The sequence below is a fragment of the Haematospirillum sp. H4485 genome, from assembly GCF_012102745.1.
Classification (GTDB): Bacteria; Pseudomonadota; Alphaproteobacteria; order Rhodospirillales; family Rhodospirillaceae; genus Haematospirillum.
Genome location: NZ_JAAVSY010000017.1, coordinates 1 through 18323, shown reverse-complemented (window position 1 = coordinate 18323; position 18323 = coordinate 1). Strand labels below are relative to the sequence as shown.

Below are 18323 nucleotides of genomic sequence, written 5' to 3'. Positions count from 1 at the left end.
GGGGTCAATAGGTGATGCATTTCTGCACATCCACCTCCTCAGTGGAAAGAATTTCGGCGATGCGCTGACCCGCACGGCCATCGCCATAGATGGGCTCCATGGCGTAAGGGCCGTGGTTCATCTGCTGGGCTATGGCTGCCTGGATCTCATATTTGCTATGGGGCACATCCAGCACATTGCTGCCACGGTCACGAGCAGTCTGCCGGGTCCCGATGTTAACAACCGGCGTGCCAATAAAGGCCCCTTCGCGAATACCGCTGCTGGAATTGCCAACTAGACAGGCCGCTTTTCGCATCAAACGCACATAGGTCTCGATTGGCAGATTCTTGAAGAAATGCATGTACCGGTCCAGCTTGCGCTCGCGCCACTTGCGGATGCCACGGGCAATGTCGTCCGAGCCCGCGTCAGCGTTAGGCCAAAGTACGATGGCTGGCAAATCAAGCTCACGGATGGCTTCGAGAGTCATCGTGATCTGAGCTTCACCCGCACCATACTCCGTGGTCACCGGGTGCTGGGACACAAGCACAAATGGATGGTCGAAGTTAAGCATTTCTCCGACACCCCTGTCGAAAAGCGCAGACTCGAGCGAGATCTCAGGTGCGTTAAGGATATCGGCCACCAGATCGATACGCGGACAGCCCACCATATGCACATGCTTAGGCATCTCGCCCAGACGTATTATGCGCTCGCGCGCACCTTCACAGGCCGGGAAATGGATGTGGGCAAACTTGGTAACCGCGTGACGAATGCTTTCGTCGATAGTGCCGCTAACTTCACCGCCCATGGTATGGGCCACCGGAATGTTCATGTACGCCGCAGCTAGCGTGGTGGCCATGGTCTCGAAACGGTCACCGACCGTCAGTACCACATCAGGCTTCATCTGCTCGAAGAGGGTAGGCAGCTCCAGAAGACCAAGACCTGTGGACTTGGCCATGGTAGCAGGCGTCTCACCTTCGATCAGCATATGGACACGGGCCGAAGCGGTGAACCCATCCTCCTCAATGAGATTGATCACGGCGCCATAGCGGTCCAAGATGGCGGACGCCCCAACAATGATCTGGAGATCCAGATCCGGATGCTTATAGATGGCGCGCATCGCAGATTTGATGCTGCTGTAATTGGCCCGCGAGCCGATGACGACGCAAATTTTCTTCACTTAAGGTCTTCCCAAGTAATTTTGTGGTCAGGCGTCAGGGCGTGGCGCACCTGCCGGCCCAACAACTCGGCATGACGGGCAGCGGGAATGCCATCGCCAGGCTTCTTGAAGGCAAGGTCGGCAGCCTGCAGGGACTGCCCCGCCTGCACAGCACGGGCGGTCACTACGCTCTTCTCAAAGACGATCTTCATATCGCGGTAGTCCTGCAGGTTATCCTTATCAACCGGGTTCGCGCGGATGATTGCGGCCTCCTTGACATGGGAGCAGAAGACCTTGAACTCATCCGGCTCCATGCTGTGCTTGGCGTCACTGCCGTACATCAAACGTGAGAAGGTAAAATGCTTCTCCACTACCGTGGCCCCCAGCGCAGCAGCCGAAATGCAGGCCGCATGACCAAGAGTATGATCTGACAGGCCAACAGGCAGATCATAGCGCCTCTGCATCTCCAGCATCACGTTGAGGCCGACGCGCTCTGGCGCACAAGGATAGGCGGACGAGCATTGCATCACCACCAAGGGACCACCCTTGCGCAGTGCCGTCACAGCCTGATCCAACTCAGCCCAGTTGCTCATGCCGGAAGAAAGGTAAACCTTCTTACCCGTAGCGGCAACCCGCTCTAGGAGCGGCACGTTACTGACCTCACCCGAAGGGATCTTGTAGAGCTCAACGCCTACCTCTTCCAGAAGATCCACAGCTTCCAGCGAGAACGGCGAGGAGAGAAAACGCACACCATGCTCGATGCATTGCTGTGCTATCTGCTTCCACTGTGACAGACTGAAAGCCGTGCGACGGAAATACTCCATGCGTGGCTCTCCCTTAAAGTACGAGGGCATGGGTGCATCGGCAAGAGTCTCGGCTTCGGCAATGTGGGTCTGGAACTTAACCACATCAGCACCGCAAGCGGCAGCCACCTCAACGGCCTTAAGCGCATTGCCGATGGAGCCATCATGCACCGAGCCAATCTCGGCAATGACGGTGATACTTTGATCATTCATGAGGCAACCCTTTTTTTTCAACACTCTCTGCCGGTGCCGCAAAAGCATAAACCGATAACTTACCACTGGGCTCGGCAACGCGGTTTACACACATCAACTCCAGCCCGGCACGCCGCAATAGCTGCCCCAGACTGGTGAGGTCATACAGATGGCAGTGCAAGGAGCCGAGGATATTGTCCTGCGGCGAACGAAGCCGCGCCGTCAATTTGTCGGGGACCTCAACATAGAGCAAACCATCTTCTGGCACCAAGCTCTGAATAACCTGTAACAGGAACGGCAAAGGCTGTTCGATATGTTCCAAGACTTTATTCAGAGTCACGAGGTTAAATCCCCGCAGATCAGTCTGACCGAGGTACATGGCCTCAACCACCGCAAATTTCTCCAATTGCCTCAGGTGAGCTGCTGCACGAGGGTCAGGCTCAACACCCAAGTAATGCCACGCCCCTCCCGTCTGGTCTACTAGACGGGAGAGGAACACACCAGTTCCGGCACCTATATCCATAATCCGGGGGAGTGAAAATGCCCCAGACCAGCGCCGCACGAAGTCCATCACGCGGGCCACACGCCCTGCATTGTCCGACTTGCCGGCAGGCATGGACATGACTCGATGATATTTTTCTCCAATATCCGAGCCCATGAAATCAACTTCGTAATAGGCAGAGCGCAACTTTTTGAGACGAAAAGAAGATTCTTCTGGCAGAACGTTGGTAGCGCCCCCACATTGCAGGCATTCGACCCAGCTTCGCCTATAATCTTTCGGCTCAATGCCTATGCTCTGTTCAAAACGGTCCGGGTGATCAATTAGCAGGAGTTCTCGCACATCTTGGCCAGAGCAAAGGGCGCATCTAAACATGTGTTTCCTCGGATTTATGATCTTTGGGGCCACGCAGACAGCGCCGCCAATCTTGCCCAAACCTTATACGCATCGACATAAGCAGCGCAGACAGAACGATGCATGACAACCCCACGACCACTACACAACGATCAGCAAGCGACAGGTCGACGGCCCGCTCGATGTACCAGCAAATAACGGTTAGCAAACAACCTACGACAACCCACTGGTCTTGAAAAGGGACAACACCTATGCGCTGAGCGGCCAACACCAGACACACACGCATCATTATCATTTCGGCGATATAAACAACCAGCACAGCCTCAACACCGTATAACGGAACCAGCAGCAACAGCGCCAGTATCGCTACCAACACGGTGAATATCCGGATACTTGAATAGAGATTACCTTTTTTGGCAGCATAGAGCACAGCTGTCGCAGGCTTGCCCGCATTCTGCAATAGAACATGCACAACGAGCCAAGGCAACCAGGCCCCCGCCTGAACAAACTTTCCATGAGTTAATAAACTTACCACTTCATCTCCCAGGAACACAGCCCCACCCCCAACGCAGGCCAAGCCCGCATAGACAAAATCCCAGACCGGCTTTATACGCGGGAAACAACTATTCGCAAGCTGCGCCTCCTTGAGTGCAATAGGCCATAGGACATTGGCAAATGCATTGGTTCCCTGCGTCATCAAACCCTGATAGAGGCGTGCATGATTGAAGTTACCCAAAGCTTCAGCACTGACTGCTTTTACGGTAAGAGTGCTCTCCAAGATTAATCTGATATTGTCAATAAGCCCGGCAAACCAAGCGCCAAATGCGACGCCACGCACCTTCCGCAACCAACGCATGTCCAGCGGCGCCCACAAAGAGCGGCGCAGAAGTATCAGTGGTACAACCAAGCTGACGAGCATACCGGCCCACTGCCCCCAGAAAAGGGCAGAGCGCCCTGTCTCGAACAGATACAAGCACACCAAGATCACCAACACATTAACGACCGACTGGACCAATAAACTTGCCGCCAACCACTCGCTACGCTGCGTCAGGATCAGGATAGGACTCATGATAGCCCACGTGGCCTTCAGTGGAAGCGTGAAACACAGCAACCATACCTCAACTGGTATCAACTCTGAAAGCAATGGGATACAGCCCGCCAATGCTGACCAATACGACAAGACCCCAAGCGCAATCAGCAAGCCCAACATCAAGGCCAAAGCCAGTAACGTGGACTGCAACCGGGCCCGATTGGAATCATTGAGGGCATGGAAATGGCCGTAAAGCACATGAGCCGAGCCTGTCTCGCAGACGGCAACGACCAGATTCATCACCACAACCACCATCCCGTAAATACCGTAGTCTTGCGGTCCGAGTACAAAGGTCGCCATAGGCATCAACGCAAGCCCGAGCAAGCCCTGCAGCAGGCTGGCGCCCAGATTGATCGAGACACGGCTTATCAGGTGACGACTAGTCATGACGAATACAGGCAAAAGCACATAACAATCTTAGGTCTTGGCCCCATCCTAAGGAAACCACCTTACTGATGACCAACGAAAATAAAAGACGCCGCTTCGTTGGTCCTCACAAATTCTGAAAAACGAAGTTCGGGATGACGCTGCATAAATTCGTTCCAAGCCAATTGTTCACCACGCTGCGGATCCCCATGGAAGCAGTACCAATCGTCGAAGACGATGACAGTGCCCACCTGCAGAAAGTCCACAATCCACTCAAGGACCGGGACCGTAGACACATACAAATCACAGTCTATGTAGATAACGGCCGCCTTGGTCGGCAACAGACTAGCCTTGAGATCCGCTGTCAGCGAGGCGTCATAGAAACCCTTGACAGCCATGAGCTTGTCTACTGGCATACCATGATCGAGCACACGCTTGATGAAACGCTCCTCCGCAAAAGCAAGTTTGCCCTTTTCCCAAATCGGCTGCTGATCGACCTCCGCAATCTCCGGCAGGCCTTCGAAGGAATCGAAACCAACGTAGGTAAAGTCAAAAAGGTGCTGAAAATGGTCCCATGCTTTTCTCATGGTATTGGCTTCGTTGCAACCGAACTCAAAGTAATACCCAGGAACGGGACGATTGATGTGAAGAAAGCGGGCAATGCTCATGAAGACAAAGCTGCGCTGATCTTGCCCGAACTGCCAATACTCGCGTCGGATCCAGCGTCCCTTGCGCGTCAACGCCCAGAGCGGCAAGCCATCGCGGAGCTTACGAACGATATTCAGAAACACCGGGGGCAAATATCTTCTCAGTAGAGCTTTCAATTCGAACTTCTTCTAGGCTGTTTAATAAAATAATTGGGACTACGCCGACAAAGCCTTATGGCCGCGACAAGCATAGACTCAGTTCCCGCACTAGCCACTACACACGGACCCCAAGTGCAAACAACCACCGGTCTGCCTGCATAACAAAGCTCCAGCCTCTCCGCGAGGTAAACCCGGCATGAAAAACAACATATGCCCCGCAGCCCCTATCAACGATAGCCTGAAGAAAGAAACAGCCTCCAGACACTAAATCCACATGTCAAGATAGCGCAGGACTATCTGCTAAGCATTTGATGCTCAAGGTCAAGACTGGTAAATTACTCAATCATCTTATCAATGGAACCCCAGATCCGCTCCGAAACAGCTTCCGCAGTGAAGTAATGCCGAAATGTTGCATATCCACCAGCCCCTATACGATCACGCAAGTCTTTCTGCACGACGGCATCATGAACTAACGCAGCAATATCAGAAGCGTCAGTACCAAGCAGACAGTTTACTCTATTTTGCATTTCAGGCATCGACAGGACCACGTCACGATGCGCTACGACACACATCCCGAGTGACCAAGCATGCAAATAGCGCGTGTGGCACACTTTAAATGGGCTCGCGTTATTAAGGCAAAGAAAAACCGCTGACTCGAACATTTCCTCATCAATGTCATCAACAAAGCCTCGTATTACTATTTCTGGGCTCGCCAGCTGTCTTGCCAAGGACGGGGACAAGTCGCCCCGCCCCAAGACATGTAATTCGTATCTTAAACCACGCATACGTTCCCGAAGCATAGGCGCAATACTTCCGCCCAGCATCTCTAAACCATACCGATTAGCCGTAGCCCCCAATTGGCCAACATTTGCAATGATTTTTATTGGCTTTGATGCATCCACTTCGGCCTGACGTCTTTCTTGCCAACTATCAGAAAAACGATCAATCCATAAATTCTGGATATAAAAGGCATTGGGATGACCTTTGTCTGCATAGTACGCCGCATCGTTAGCTGCGACATTACCAAGTAGATCGTAGCAACTCATCACCTTGAAATGCTCTTTTTCAAGAAACCTCAATCCAATTTTTGAACGGAACCTCGACAAACCTGATATGCCGTGGCGGCGGTCAAACGCCAAACGCCATGCCCCTGCCTTGTGATCTGGATTCCCATAATACGCGAACTTCTTGATGGGGAAGTCCGCACAAAGTGCAGTTAACCACTCCGACCAAGGCACAATACACATGTCAGGGCAATACTGCCTAACAACAGAATATACAAGATCTCCATGAATTGAATCCGGATAGAAATCCGAACGACGCACTGATAATAGTTTGAGCCAAGTAGATCTAGGCTCGGCCCCAGTTGGTATTTGGATTGGAGTTAATACTTCAACACCAACACGTTCCAATTCAGTTAGCCCAGCAAGCTCGGTCTCTGTCGGGTCCGGATCCGCTGCGCGGCGAACGAGTAAATAACCAACTCGACAATCAGCTTTTCGAGCAAGTGCCCTGAGCAGCTCAAAAATCACGATATTGGCAGCACGTACGGAGTGCGCCGAGTGTGGATACAAACTGCCGATGACTAGTAACTTAAAGAGGGGCTTACTCATTTCTGCGACGAAGCCTTACATTTTTCCTAGTTGAATTTGCTCTCGGATCCACGCAACAACCTCCTTAACACCCTCCTCCAGAGATATCTCGGACTTAAAACCCAGCACTCTTTCTGCTTTCTTGGTGCAGGGAACTCGTTTCTGCACATCGTACTCATACGCAGGATCGGACACAAAATCAAATGGCTCACTGCCGTTGATTTCACTCCAAACCATATTCGCCAGCTCCAACACACTGGTCGACCTCGATGTACTTATATTGAAGTCCTCGTTTAGTGCGTTATTGGACTCCACCGCCAGCCGAATGCCTCTCGCAAGGTCTTTGCCGTGAGTGTAATGACGAATTTGATTACCGGCACCCAGAATGTGCAATGGCTTTTGTCCTTTTAGCGCCTTTTGCGCCAAATCTGGAAGGACATGAGACATAGCCAATTTCACATTCCCACTGAGTATCTCTTTATCAGACAGTGCCCTACCCTCACCAGTACCGATGCAATTAAAGGGGCGAACAATAGTGTACGGCAAGCCATACTGTTCATGTGCACCTTTTGCGAAATACTCGGTCGCCAACTTTTGGAAGCCATACGTGCTCAGAGGCGGGGGGCAGGTAAGAACCGCTCCCTCCGGCGTTGGGTAGATGTCACAACTCTCAAAGACCATACTGGACGAAATGACCGTTATCTTTTTGATGCGCCCTTTTTTGAACCCGTCGATAGCGGCATCAAAAGTCGAGGCAATGATTCGCTCATTCTCTGCCAGTAGATCATAGGCATGCTCGTGGAAGTAAGTAATGCCGCCAATCATTGCGGCACCTGCAATGATCTGATCACACCCCAACGCCAGATCTTTCATCAAACTCACATCTTTACAATCGCCATGCACAAAGGTGTAACTTGGGTGATCGTCATAGTCTCGTGTTACGGGACCGTATTTTGAGTAGTTATCGATGCCAGTAACATCATGGCCTTGAGATAACAACTCACGCACCAAATAGCCACCAACAAAACCTGCAGAACCTGTGACAAGTATCCTCAAGATGCGTCCTTTCAGAGCTCGAACTATTCGCAAAAGTTAAATTGAGTACGATCTCACTTGGCCGTGGCTACCCAAGGCCATATAAGAGATGCTGGTTGGCAGGTGAAGATCCGCAGTCTTAAAGAAGTTCCAAAAGTCATAGATAAGTCCCGGCGCTTGCATCTCTTTTGCCAATTCCTCAATATCCATCTCACCGAAGACAGAGTGATTGTTAAGTATCAAAACCAGACTAGCGTCCTTGAAGGCTCTTTGCAGCGACGTTGCTGAAACAAGACCAAAGTCTTCGATATCACGAGCGCCAACCACTGCGTCAAAACCGCGGAATTCCGCAGTTGGGTAAGACTCACGCAAGCGGGCGAAGACAGGTCTGGCCATAGTGCCCCTGAGATCGTCCGTAGCAGGCTGCCCCTTAAAAGCCAGACCCATTAACGTAATGATGGGTTTCTTCGAGAAGCCAATCAGAGCATCTGTATAGCTTCTCAAGTGCGCAACAACCTCTCCGGGTTGATTCTCGTTGGTGCGACGCGCAGCCAGAGTGATCTCGGGATTAATCCCGAGATCACTCAAACCTTCCGCCAAGATGTGCGAATCTTTCTCAAGGCAAGGCCCCCCGACTGGACCAGGCATAGGCAAATTAGTTCTGGGATAGCCCAACTTCCCAGCCTGAATGACTTCAGCAGCACTGACGCCAATCGCATCGCAGGCACGCGCTACTTCGTTAGCGTAGGCAAAAGCAACATCGCGTTGCGCATTGTCGACGAGCTTTATCATTTCAGCCGTTTCTAAACTGCTGACCCGTACTACGGTAGGTGTAATAAATTGGAAAAGCTGTGATGCGCGGACAGCAGCTTGACTGGTCAAGCCACCAACAATTTGGGGCAATTGACGCAGCTCAGTCAGCGCCTTCCCTTCGAGGGTTCGCTCGGGACAGAAAGCCAAATCGAACGACTTCCCACTCGTCGCAAGCAATGGCAGTACGACCTTACGGGTCGTACCCAGCTTGACCGTGGAGCGCATGATAACAAGCGATTGACCGTTCATATGATCTGCAACTTCGCGAGCCACATTCTGAACCATGTCTAGGCGCGAGCGTCCTTGAGCATCAAGAGGCGTACCGACGGTGATAATGAAGACACTTCCGGACCAACTGTCAGGAATACGCTTGGCGGATTGCAGATGACCTGATCGAATCAGGCGACGCAAACGCTCTTGCAAACCTGGTTCGTGGAAATGCGCCTCACCCTTATTCAAAAAGGTCAGCACCTCATCTCTAATTTCAACGCCCAAGACTTTAAAGCCAACGTCAGCCATTGCTACAGCGAGTGTCAGCCCAACGTAACCCAAGCCAAGAACACATACCTGCTTATCTTGAGAGCAAGCTAGATCAGTCATGAAATTCCTTATTCATTCAATGTGCAACACGCTCAAAAATCATTCGTCGCTTACCCGCAATAACTTAGAGCGAACATGAACGCTGTAGTTCTGCTCACTTATTGAGCAATACTGTTGGGCATTGTCAATAAACGGCTCACTTCATCGCGTGAATTCTCTGGGCTTTTTTTACTCGTTGTAGTCCATGGACTTATAGCCGTGGCCTTTGATGAGTTCATCGCGCTCAGCGGACTTGAGGTCTTCACGCACCATTTCGGCCACGAGTTCTTCGAAGACAGTCTTGGGCGTCCAGCCCAGCCTAGCTTTAGCCTTGGATGGATCACCTAACAGGGTTTCTACTTCGGTGGGGCGGAAATAGTACGGATCGACGGCAACGATAAGCTTGTCGCTCTCGGGGGTTATCCAAAAGCCTTTTTCGTTCACACCTTCACCTTCCCAGCGAACGACCATGCCAAGTTCTTGGGCAGCGACATTGACAAAGTCGCGCACACTGTATTGCACGCCAGTGGCAATGACGAAATCCTCGGCTTGGCTCTGCTGCAGCATAAGCCACTGCATTTCAACATAGTCTTTAGCATGGCCCCAGTCACGCTTGGCATCCATGTTGCCCAAAAATAAACAACCTTGCAGGCCCAGCTTGATGCGCGCCAGAGCGCGAGTGATCTTGCGTGTAACGAAGGTCTCGCCACGGATGGGACTTTCATGGTTGAAGAGAATGCCGTTGCAGGCATAAATGCCGTAGGCCTCGCGGTAGTTGACGGTGATCCAGTAGGCGTAAAGCTTGGCCACTGCGTAGGGGCTACGCGGGTAGAAAGGGGTGGTCTCCTTCTGGGGGATTTCCTGTACCAGTCCGTAGAGCTCACTGGTACTAGCCTGATAAAATCGGGCTTTTTTTTCTAGACCGAGAATACGGATAGCCTCCAGAATGCGCAGGGTACCCAGTGCATCGGAGTTAGCGGTGTATTCCGGTTCTTCGAAGCTAACCGCTACGTGGCTTTGTGCCGCAAGGTTATAGATTTCGTCCGGTTGTGTCTGCTGGATGATGCGAATGAGGCTGGAGCTATCTGTCATGTCGCCATGATGCAGGAAAAAACGGCCCCCCTTTTCGTGACGATCTCTATAAAGGTGGTCGATACGATCCGTATTGAACAAGCTGGTACGGCGCTTGATTCCGTGGACAACATAGCCCTTGTTCAGCAAGAATTCGGCCAAGTAGGCTCCATCTTGGCCGGTGATGCCGGTTACAAGAGCAACTTTCAGCTTTTCTTTCATTTTGTGGTCCATTAGGGCTGCACAGTGTGATTCTTCAAAAAATCTTCGTAGGATTTTACCAAACCTGCCTCCAAATCCACCTTGGCCCACCAACCCAGAGCGTTGAGGCGAGTGCTATCCATCAGCTTGCGTGGAGTACCATCGGGCTTTCTGGGGTCGAAGGTTATGTCGCCCACATAACCGATAACCTTGGCAATAGTTTCGGCCAGTTCCTTAATGGTGATGTCGTACCCGCAACCCACGTTGATGTGACTGAGCATGGGCTGGGTGTACTGCGCGTAGATAGCCTCACCCAGATTCATGACGTGCACGCAGGCAGCAGCCATATCATCCACGTACAGAAATTCGCGCTTGGGGGTACCGGTGCCCCAGATGGCAACGCTGGGCACGTGGCTTGTCTTGGCTTCGTGGAAGCGACGGATAAGCGCAGGAATGACGTGGGAATTTTGTGGGTGGTAGTTGTCGCCAGGACCGTAAAGGTTGGTGGGCATGACGCTTCGATAGTCAACCCCGTAGCGTTGCCCATACTGGCGGTTATAGCTTTCGCAGAGCTTGATGCCGGCAATCTTGGCGATGGCGTAGGGCTCGTTAGTTGGCTCCAAGGTACCGTTCAGCAGAGCATCTTCCCGCATAGGCTGGGAGGCCAGTTTGGGGTAGATGCAACTGGATCCCAGAAACAGCAGCTTTTGCACACCATTGCGAAAGGCTGCGTCAATGACGTTGGCCTGCATCATCAGGTTCTGGTAGATGAATTCGGCTGGGTATGTGTGGTTGGCATGAATACCGCCCACCTTGGCAGCGGCCAGATAAACCTGATCAGGTTTTTCGCGCATAAAGAACGCGTTGACAGCGGCCTGATCAGTGAGGTCCAGTTCTGTATGAGTGCGGGTAACAATACGATCAGCAGAGTGGCCTTGGGCCAGCAGATGGCGCACGATGGCAGATCCCACCATACCACGATGGCCAGCAACGTAAATCTTGGGATGGGTACTCATAGATGGTTGCGCCCATAGTGGTCTTCAAAACGGACGATATCGTCTTCGCCCAAGTAACTGCCCGATTGCACTTCAATAATTTCCAGCGGAATCTTGCCGGGATTAGCCAAACGATGCACCTCGCCCAAAGGAATATACGTGGACTGATTCTCGGTGAGCAGCTGCTTTTTGTCGCCACAGGTAACTGCTGCCGTCCCCTTGACAACAACCCAGTGCTCAGCGCGATGATGGTGCTTTTGCAGACTGAGGCTGGCACCGGGCTTGACCTGTATGCGTTTGACCTTGAAGCGCCCGCCTTCGTCAACGCTGTCATACCAGCCCCAAGGGCGGTGGACTTTGCGGTGCAGGGTGTGTTCTTCGCGCTTTTGCTGCTGGAGAGCATTGACGATGTGCTTGACGTCTTGGCCGCGCGACTGGTCGGCCACCAGCACAGCATCGGGGGTTTCCACCACCACCAAACCCTGAACACCAACCATGGCCACCAGGCGACTGGTGCCATGTACCAAGGTGTTATGGCAATCAACGGCCAACACATCGCCCACATAGACATTTCCGTCTGAATCCTTGGGCAACACGTTCCATACGGCATCCCAAGCACCCAGATCACTCCAGCCGGCATCAAGCTGGGCCATGCGGATGGGGAATCGACTTCCCGGACAATGCTCCATGACGGCGTAGTCAATGGAGTCACTGGGGACGGCAGCAAACTCGGCTGTACCGGGGCGGATAAATGCTGAATCACTGCTCCGCTGGGCCCAAGCGGCACGGGCGGTGGCCGCAATATCGGGCCGGAAGCTTTCTACAGCCTGAAGCCAGACAGATGCCTTGAGCACGAACATACCGGCATTCCAGTAATAGCCGCCCTCCGACAAGTACTGCATGGCTGTGGCTTCATCGGGTTTTTCGACAAACCGCTCGACAACCAAGATGGGCGCGGGCGCAACAACGGCTTGGATGTAGCCGTAGCCAGTTTCAGGATGACTAGGAGTAACGCCCAGAATCACAATGCTGCCATCTGCCGCCTGGTGTATGGCATCGTGCATGGTTCCGTTAAACGCCCCGGTATCTGCCACGGCCTGGTCTGCCGGCGTTACAACCAGCACAGGGTCGGCGCCATTCTCCACGGCAGCCAACGCCGCCAATGTAAGTGCTGGCGCGGTGTTTCTGGCCACTGGCTCAAGCAGGACTGCACCCGGCTCGACGCCGATTTCACGCAGCTGCTCAAGTGCTAAAAAACGATGGGCGTCACCTGTCACCACAAGGAGGTCAGCCACATGAATATTGTCCCCGCCCAAACCTATTAATCGTTTCGTGGCTTGCTGAAACAGGCTTTCTGCACCGGTCAGGCACAGAAACTGTTTGGGAAAGCCAGTCCGAGAAAGAGGCCACAAGCGCGTACCAGAACCACCACAGAGAATAACAGGCTGGCTATAAATAATATTCATAGCCGCCATACACGATATCCCAACTTACTAATATCATCAGATGAAAATACAGATTTCAGATCCATTACAACCCCTTGGTCATTTACTTTAGTGAGAATACCTTCTAAGCCCATGGCCAAGTATTTTTCATGGGCTACAGCTATTACAATAGCTTCACCTTTCGGCAAAGCCTCCCAATCGGTTAGCTTGACTCCATACTCACGATCTGCATCTGCCCTAGAAGCAATTGGGTCATGCACAATAACGTTGCAACCATATTCGCGCAGTTCACTCACAACATCGGCCACTTTAGAGTTGCGCAAGTCAGGGCAGTTCTCTTTGAAAGTAAGCCCCAACACAATTACCGTTGCCCCCTTGATAGAACTACCTGCATCGATCATCTGCTTAACAGTCTGCTGCGCGACATAGCTTGCCATGCCGTCATTGATACGTCGCCCAGCAAGGATGACCTGTGGGTGATAGCCCAGCATTTCCGCTTTATGTGTAAGGTAGTAGGGATCGACGCCAATGCAGTGGCCGCCAACCAGCCCCGGGCGAAAAGGCAGGAAGTTCCACTTGGTTCCAGCTGCCCGAAGAACTTCAAGAGTATCAATACCCAGCTTATCGAAAATGATGGCTAACTCGTTTATCAAGGCAATATTCAGATCGCGCTGAGTGTTCTCAATTACTTTGGCAGCTTCAGCCACCTTGATGGACCCGGCGCGGTGTACCCCGGCGGTGATGACAGACTCGTAAAGATCGCCCACCATTTTGAGGGTTGCCTCATCATCACCGGACACCACCTTCACGATTCTGGTGATGGTGCGGTCCTTGTCGCCGGGGTTGACACGCTCTGGGCTGTAACCTACGCGGAAATCCTGCCTCCACTTCATTCCAGAATGCTTCTCTAGTAACGGGATACATAACTCTTCGGTAGCACCGGGATAGACCGTGGATTCATATACCACGACTGCTCCTTTTTTCATATTTTGGCCCACAGCAATGGATGCCCCAATTAAAGGAGAGAAATCTGGTATGTGAGCTTGGTCAACCGGTGTGGGTACCGCCACAATAATGATGTCAGCCCCAGAAATCACTGACGGGTCAGTTGATACAGTTAACCTTGTTGCTGCTTTCAGGCTCTCGACGCTTACCTCGCCAGCCGGGTCGCAATAGTTTCTGTAACTGGCAATCTTAGCTTCAGAGAGGTCATATCCTAGAGTTGGGTATTTTCTTCCAAGCTCAACAGCGAGAGGCAATCCAACATAACCAAGACCGACGACAGCAATGACTGTGTTCTCAGATACTACCATGACTTAGACCTTGAAATAGTCGCGATACCACGCAACGAACCTAGCAATTCCATCATCTGCACAAGTCGCAGGTTTGTAATGGTGCTGCTCGATCAAATCGTCGACATCAGCGTAAGTGTCGAGTACATCACCGGCCTGCAAAGGCAAAAGCTCCATTTCTGCTTTTTTACCCAGCGCTTTTTCGAGGGCGCCAATGTAATCCATGAGTTCAATAGGGTTATTGTTGCCTATGTTGTAGACACACCAAGGAGCCTTGCTTGTGCCAGGATCGGGTTGGTCACTATCCCAGTCAAGGTTGGGTGAAGCAGGCCGGTCAAGAATTCGGGCAACACCCTCTACGATGTCGTCAATGTAAGTGAAATCCCGACGATGTTTGCCGTAGTTAAATACTTGGATGGGTTCACCAGCTAGAATGGCCTTGGTGAACTTGAACAAGGCCATATCGGGCCGACCCCAAGGTCCATAAACAGTAAAGAAGCGCAGACCAGTCGTTGGAAGATTGTAAAGGTAGCTGTAAGCATGAGCCATCAACTCGTTAGATTTCTTGCTAGCAGCGTAAAGACTTAATGGGTGATCAACATTCTTATGGACCGAGAAAGGCATGGCGGTACTGGCACCATAGACGCTGGAACTACTGGCATAGACCAGATGTTCCACGCCATTGTGTCGACAGCCTTCGAGGATATGGGCAAAACCGACAATGTTGCTATCGATATAGGCCATAGGATTCTCGGTAGAGTAACGCACACCGGCTTGCGCTGCCAGATTGACTACTCGCTGTGGCTTATGCAACCTAAAACATTCGTAAATTGCTTTGCGGTCTGCAATATCAATCTTTAAGTGAGAGTAATTGGGGTGGCTAGCAAAACGCGCTAGTCGAGCCTCCTTGATAGAGGGATCGTAATAGTCGTTATGATTATCAACTCCAATGACAGTATCGCCACGCGCCAAAAGTCTCAGAACTAGGGCGGAGCCAATAAATCCAGCCGCCCCAGTAACTAGTACTTTCATGATTTTTCCAATTCTCTCTTCTGTGAATCTATTTGCATTTAGTCACTGCCAAGAAGATCCTGACTGTAAACCTTGATGAACACACCTAGGATATCCATCGATGAATCGGTTAGCGACGATTACATCTGCCCAACGATTGAATACCGCAAAGTCCTTCACCATCTGTGAGCCGTAGAGCCTAGCTTACTTCAGCACCGAATCATACACGACAACCTCGATGCGATTGGCTTTTATGCTTCATGATGCTTGGGATTCGGGAGGCGCAGAACTGGCCGCTGCCAAGGTAGGCGGTATTCATGCCAACCACACATACCCAGCCGAATTCATCTACCAGAACCTGATGATGCAGGCCAACGTCATTGACGCAGCCTTTCGCAATGGTGTGTAGTTGTCCGGACTGGCCTTCATAGTCAGGTTTTTCGCGCATAAAGAACGCGTTGACAGCGGCCTGATCAGTGAGGTCCAGTTCTGTATGAGTGCGGGTAACAATACGATCAGCAGAGTGGCCTTGGGCCAGCAGATGGCGCACGATGGCAGATCCCACCATACCACGATGGCCAGCAACGTAAATCTTGGGATGGGTACTCATAGATGGTTGCGCCCATAGTGGTCTTCAAAACGGACGATATCGTCTTCGCCCAAGTAACTGCCCGATTGCACTTCAATAATTTCCAGCGGAATCTTGCCGGGATTAGCCAAACGATGCACCTCGCCCAAAGGAATATACGTGGACTGATTCTCGGTGAGCAGCTGCTTTTTGTCGCCACAGGTAACTGCTGCCGTCCCCTTGACAACAACCCAGTGCTCAGCGCGATGATGGTGCTTTTGCAGACTGAGGCTGGCACCGGGCTTGACCTGTATGCGTTTGACCTTGAAGCGCCCGCCTTCGTCAACGCTGTCATACCAGCCCCAAGGGCGGTGGACTTTGCGGTGCAGGGTGTGTTCTTCGCGCTTTTGCTGCTGGAGAGCATTGACGATGTGCTTGACGTCTTGGCCGCGCGACTGGTCGGCCACCAGCACAGCATCGGGGGTTTCCACCACCACCAAACCCTGAACACCAACCATGGCCACCAGGCGACTGGTGCCATGTACCAAGGTGTTATGGCAATCAACGGCCAACACATCGCCCACATAGACATTTCCGTCTGAATCCTTGGGCAACACGTTCCATACGGCATCCCAAGCACCCAGATCACTCCAGCCGGCATCAAGCTGGGCCATGCGGATGGGGAATCGACTTCCCGGACAATGCTCCATGACGGCGTAGTCAATGGAGTCACTGGGGACGGCAGCAAACTCGGCTGTACCGGGGCGGATAAATGCTGAATCACTGCTCCGCTGGGCCCAAGCGGCACGGGCGGTGGCCGCAATATCGGGCCGGAAGCTTTCTACAGCCTGAAGCCAGACAGATGCCTTGAGCACGAACATACCGGCATTCCAGTAATAGCCGCCCTCCGACAAGTACTGCATGGCTGTGGCTTCATCGGGTTTTTCGACAAACCGCTCGACAACCAAGATGGGCGCGGGCGCAACAACGGCTTGGATGTAGCCGTAGCCAGTTTCAGGATGACTAGGAGTAACGCCCAGAATCACAATGCTGCCATCTGCCGCCTGGTGTATGGCATCGTGCATGGTTCCGTTAAACGCCCCGGTATCTGCCACGGCCTGGTCTGCCGGCGTTACAACCAGCACAGGGTCGGCGCCATTCTCCACGGCAGCCAACGCCGCCAATGTAAGTGCTGGCGCGGTGTTTCTGGCCACTGGCTCAAGCAGGACTGCACCCGGCTCGACGCCGATTTCACGCAGCTGCTCAAGTGCTAAAAAACGATGGGCGTCACCTGTCACCACAAGGAGGTCAGCCACATGAATATTGTCCCCGCCCAAACCTATTAATCGTTTCGTGGCTTGCTGAAACAGGCTTTCTGCACCGGTCAGGCACAGAAACTGTTTGGGAAAGCCAGTCCGAGAAAGAGGCCACAAGCGCGTGCCAGAACCACCACAGAGAATAACAGGCTGCACCCTGGATTTATCGATCATGGCGCAACACCCAACCCTTGAGATTGATGGAATCGCAATATGCTGACACACACATCGTCTAAAGCGCGGGTAGTACTCCAGTTCAATACTTCACTGGCCTTTCCTATTTCCGCATAACATGCGGCCATAACTACCCGCGCGGCAGACAACAATCTTACAAGGCATTCCGCACCCTTCAAACGCTTGGACTATTTCAAGAACGCCACAACCTTTTTCCCACTCCCAAGCCGGTAGCATGCCAACCTGGGCTTGAATGCAGAAACACTGCTTAGCATTTCTTCGATGTAAACCTTACCTCAACAGTATGGTTTAGTAGCACTGGCAGGATGATTTTTACTCAAAGGAAGGCACTGGGGCTTAACGCAAACAGTGGCGCTACTAGTAAATACCAAGAACTGAACCTATACCGACTGCATCGCCTGCAGAAGGCATCGCTCCCTAGATATCGTTGCTATGGCACTCGACCGGCTTTGCAGTTGACACTGCCAACCGAAGTGGCGGACCCGACACAAACGACGTATGACTTCGAGCCGAATCTCGACCCCTCTTGGGAACCAGTAAACCTGCGAAGTGAGGCATGATATTAAGGTGATTTTGGCACACTACCGCACTAGCGCTTCGCGATCAGCAAGAGCGAGCAATGGACTCACAGATAGAAGGCACGTCGAACGAAAACGCGGCAAGGTGCGCCATCACAATTCGCACACTAAATAAGCTTAATATCACACCATCGTAACTCTGGAAAAGGTTTTTTCCAAAAAGGCAATAATAAATCAGGTTCGTCAGCCCGTCCCAGCGTAATACCAAAAATGACCGGACTGCCACAGCTTTAGGTAGAGCCGGCCAGCACCTAGCCATTAGAGTCCGTTTGAGAATGGCTCAATGTGAGATTCTGCGTAGGAGCAGGCTGCCCATCGGGACGTGGATCATGGCTTCGGAGACGTCAATGCGCGCCTCGTAGTTGCGCACGAGCCGACGCCAGCGCG

The 18323-nt window shown here is 52.2% G+C and carries 15 protein-coding genes and 2 pseudogenes; 1 reads left to right on the top strand and 16 read right to left on the bottom strand.

The window, feature by feature from the left end:
• Positions 1–4 precede the first annotated feature (4 nt).
• The 13 genes from neuC to HEQ61_RS10345 form a co-directional block, all read right to left on the bottom strand.
• Positions 5–1156 (bottom strand): UDP-N-acetylglucosamine 2-epimerase, encoded by a 1152-nt coding sequence (gene neuC, locus HEQ61_RS10405; protein ID WP_168021374.1) that lies wholly within the window; start codon positions 1154–1156, stop codon positions 5–7.
• Entirely contained in the window at positions 1153–2151 is a 999-nt protein-coding gene (locus HEQ61_RS10400) for an N-acetylneuraminate synthase family protein (protein WP_168021373.1), read from the bottom strand. The genes neuC and HEQ61_RS10400 overlap by 4 nt, the downstream gene beginning before the upstream one ends.
• A complete protein-coding gene (locus HEQ61_RS10395) occupies positions 2144–3004 on the bottom strand; it encodes a class I SAM-dependent methyltransferase (RefSeq protein ID WP_168021371.1) in 861 nt (286 codons plus the stop codon). The genes HEQ61_RS10400 and HEQ61_RS10395 overlap by 8 nt, the downstream gene beginning before the upstream one ends.
• The gene (locus HEQ61_RS10390) at positions 2997–4460 is read right to left on the bottom strand and encodes a lipopolysaccharide biosynthesis protein (RefSeq protein ID WP_168021369.1); all 1464 of its coding nucleotides are present in this window, start codon (positions 4458–4460) and stop codon (positions 2997–2999) included. The genes HEQ61_RS10395 and HEQ61_RS10390 overlap by 8 nt, the downstream gene beginning before the upstream one ends.
• 62 nt (positions 4461–4522) lie before the next feature.
• Positions 4523–5230 carry a class I SAM-dependent methyltransferase gene (locus tag HEQ61_RS10385; RefSeq protein WP_168021368.1) on the bottom strand — a complete coding sequence of 236 codons (708 nt, stop codon included), beginning with the start codon at positions 5228–5230 and terminating at the stop codon, positions 4523–4525.
• Between the two features lie 350 nt (positions 5231–5580).
• Positions 5581–6858 carry a glycosyltransferase family 4 protein gene (locus HEQ61_RS10380; RefSeq protein ID WP_168021366.1) on the bottom strand — a complete coding sequence of 426 codons (1278 nt, stop codon included), beginning with the start codon at positions 6856–6858 and terminating at the stop codon, positions 5581–5583.
• Between the two features lie 15 nt (positions 6859–6873).
• Positions 6874–7893, bottom strand: a complete 1020-nt coding sequence (locus HEQ61_RS10375) for an NAD-dependent epimerase/dehydratase family protein (protein WP_168021364.1) — start codon at positions 7891–7893, stop codon at positions 6874–6876.
• Positions 7894–7929: 36 nt separating this feature from the next.
• Positions 7930–9285, bottom strand: a complete 1356-nt coding sequence (locus HEQ61_RS10370) for a nucleotide sugar dehydrogenase (RefSeq protein WP_168021362.1) — start codon at positions 9283–9285, stop codon at positions 7930–7932.
• Positions 9286–9453: 168 nt separating this feature from the next.
• The gene (gene gmd, locus HEQ61_RS10365) at positions 9454–10557 is read right to left on the bottom strand and encodes a GDP-mannose 4,6-dehydratase (protein WP_168021360.1); all 1104 of its coding nucleotides are present in this window, start codon (positions 10555–10557) and stop codon (positions 9454–9456) included.
• A gap of 11 nt (positions 10558–10568) precedes the next feature.
• Positions 10569–11552 (bottom strand): GDP-L-fucose synthase, encoded by a 984-nt coding sequence (gene fcl, locus HEQ61_RS10360; protein WP_168021358.1) that lies wholly within the window; start codon positions 11550–11552, stop codon positions 10569–10571.
• On the bottom strand, positions 11549–12997 hold the full coding sequence (locus HEQ61_RS10355; protein WP_168021387.1) for a mannose-1-phosphate guanylyltransferase/mannose-6-phosphate isomerase: 1449 nt from the start codon (positions 12995–12997) through the stop codon (positions 11549–11551). Before HEQ61_RS10355 ends, fcl begins: the two co-directional genes overlap by 4 nt.
• The gene (locus tag HEQ61_RS10350; protein WP_168021356.1) at positions 12994–14289 is read right to left on the bottom strand and encodes a nucleotide sugar dehydrogenase; all 1296 of its coding nucleotides are present in this window, start codon (positions 14287–14289) and stop codon (positions 12994–12996) included. Before HEQ61_RS10350 ends, HEQ61_RS10355 begins: the two co-directional genes overlap by 4 nt.
• Positions 14290–14292: 3 nt before the next feature.
• On the bottom strand, positions 14293–15300 hold the full coding sequence (locus tag HEQ61_RS10345) for an NAD-dependent epimerase (protein ID WP_168021354.1): 1008 nt from the start codon (positions 15298–15300) through the stop codon (positions 14293–14295).
• 217 nt (positions 15301–15517) lie between these two features.
• On the opposite strand from HEQ61_RS10345, the gene HEQ61_RS10340 reads away from it, so the two are divergent.
• Positions 15518–15688, top strand: a complete 171-nt coding sequence (locus HEQ61_RS10340) for an NAD-dependent epimerase/dehydratase family protein (protein ID WP_209315742.1) — start codon at positions 15518–15520, stop codon at positions 15686–15688.
• A gap of 30 nt (positions 15689–15718) precedes the next feature.
• Here HEQ61_RS10340 and HEQ61_RS11430 read toward each other — a convergent pair.
• The 3 genes and pseudogenes from HEQ61_RS11430 to HEQ61_RS10325 all read right to left on the bottom strand — a co-directional run.
• Positions 15719–15889: pseudogene (locus HEQ61_RS11430) on the bottom strand (NAD-dependent epimerase/dehydratase family protein); the annotation flags it as partial.
• Positions 15886–17337, bottom strand: coding sequence for a mannose-1-phosphate guanylyltransferase/mannose-6-phosphate isomerase (locus tag HEQ61_RS10330; protein WP_168021352.1), 1452 nt, complete (start codon positions 17335–17337; stop codon positions 15886–15888). The pseudogene HEQ61_RS11430 and the gene HEQ61_RS10330, both read right to left, overlap by 4 nt.
• Before the next feature lie 879 nt (positions 17338–18216).
• Positions 18217–18323 (bottom strand): annotated as a pseudogene (locus HEQ61_RS10325) (IS5/IS1182 family transposase); the annotation flags it as partial.

Coding starts and splice junctions, on each gene's coding strand:
- HEQ61_RS10355 (WP_168021387.1), bottom strand. CDS start 12,997: ATGAATATTATTTATAGCCAGCCTGTTATTCTCTGTGGTGGTTCTGGT.
- HEQ61_RS10370 (WP_168021362.1), bottom strand. CDS start 9,285: ATGACTGATCTAGCTTGCTCTCAAGATAAGCAGGTATGTGTTCTTGGC.
- gmd (WP_168021360.1), bottom strand. CDS start 10,557: ATGAAAGAAAAGCTGAAAGTTGCTCTTGTAACCGGCATCACCGGCCAA.
- HEQ61_RS10390 (WP_168021369.1), bottom strand. CDS start 4,460: ATGACTAGTCGTCACCTGATAAGCCGTGTCTCGATCAATCTGGGCGCC.
- HEQ61_RS10395 (WP_168021371.1), bottom strand. CDS start 3,004: ATGTTTAGATGCGCCCTTTGCTCTGGCCAAGATGTGCGAGAACTCCTG.
- HEQ61_RS10350 (WP_168021356.1), bottom strand. CDS start 14,289: ATGGTAGTATCTGAGAACACAGTCATTGCTGTCGTCGGTCTTGGTTAT.
- HEQ61_RS10345 (WP_168021354.1), bottom strand. CDS start 15,300: ATGAAAGTACTAGTTACTGGGGCGGCTGGATTTATTGGCTCCGCCCTA.
- HEQ61_RS10400 (WP_168021373.1), bottom strand. CDS start 2,151: ATGAATGATCAAAGTATCACCGTCATTGCCGAGATTGGCTCGGTGCAT.
- HEQ61_RS10330 (WP_168021352.1), bottom strand. CDS start 17,337: ATGATCGATAAATCCAGGGTGCAGCCTGTTATTCTCTGTGGTGGTTCT.
- HEQ61_RS10340 (WP_209315742.1), top strand. CDS start 15,518: ATGCGATTGGCTTTTATGCTTCATGATGCTTGGGATTCGGGAGGCGCA.
- fcl (WP_168021358.1), bottom strand. CDS start 11,552: ATGAGTACCCATCCCAAGATTTACGTTGCTGGCCATCGTGGTATGGTG.
- HEQ61_RS10380 (WP_168021366.1), bottom strand. CDS start 6,858: ATGAGTAAGCCCCTCTTTAAGTTACTAGTCATCGGCAGTTTGTATCCA.